Origin of the sequence: Mesorhizobium sp. M7A.F.Ca.CA.004.06.1.1 (assembly GCF_003999135.1) — a bacterium.
GTDB lineage: Bacteria > Pseudomonadota > Alphaproteobacteria > Rhizobiales > Rhizobiaceae > Mesorhizobium.
On the sequence record NZ_RZPQ01001399.1, the window covers coordinates 1 to 537 of the forward strand.

Annotated in this window: 1 protein-coding gene and 1 pseudogene; both read left to right on the plus strand. The window is 58.5% G+C overall.

Annotated features, from left to right (window positions below):
- Nucleotides 1-105 (plus strand): annotated as a pseudogene (locus tag EN906_RS38730) (alpha-ketoglutarate-dependent dioxygenase AlkB); the annotation flags it as partial.
- Between the two features lie 141 nt (nt 106-246).
- A partial coding sequence (locus EN906_RS36585; protein ID WP_127375888.1) for a DUF2231 domain-containing protein occupies nt 247-537 on the plus strand: 291 nt, incomplete at its 3' end.

The following is a 537-nucleotide window of genomic DNA, read 5'->3' on the forward strand; positions in this document are numbered from 1 at the left end:
AGGTCGGCGTATCTCATGACTGGACGATCGCGCACTGAATGGGAGCACAGCATTCCGCCAGTTGACCTGCATCGATACTCGATCACCTTGCGGACATTGCGCTAACTCCGCAGGAGGATCGGACGCCGAGCCGTTCTGAGACATCGCCAGCGCCATCACGAGTTCTTGAACGCAAACGGTTCCGGGAACCTCCTAACCACAAGTTGGTTTGGAGGACAGGTACAGCTTCAAAGGTGGAGAATGTCCATGGCCCGTGCCCGATCCGTATTGGTGGCCGCCAGGCGTCCGTTGCATAAAACGCCGATGGCAGTCGCAAATGCGTGTTTCGTCGGCACATTGCTGACCGACGCTGCCTATTGGCAAAGCGCTGAAATGATGTGGGCCGATTTCTCCGCCTGGCTGCTGCTTGCCGGCCTGCTTGTAGGCGTGCTCGCGGTTCTTGCAGCACTGGTCGATTTGTTTACCGACCGGCTTTCCGGTGAAGCCGGGCGCGTATGGCCATATCTCCTCGGCAGCCTCATCGTGCTCGTCATGTCG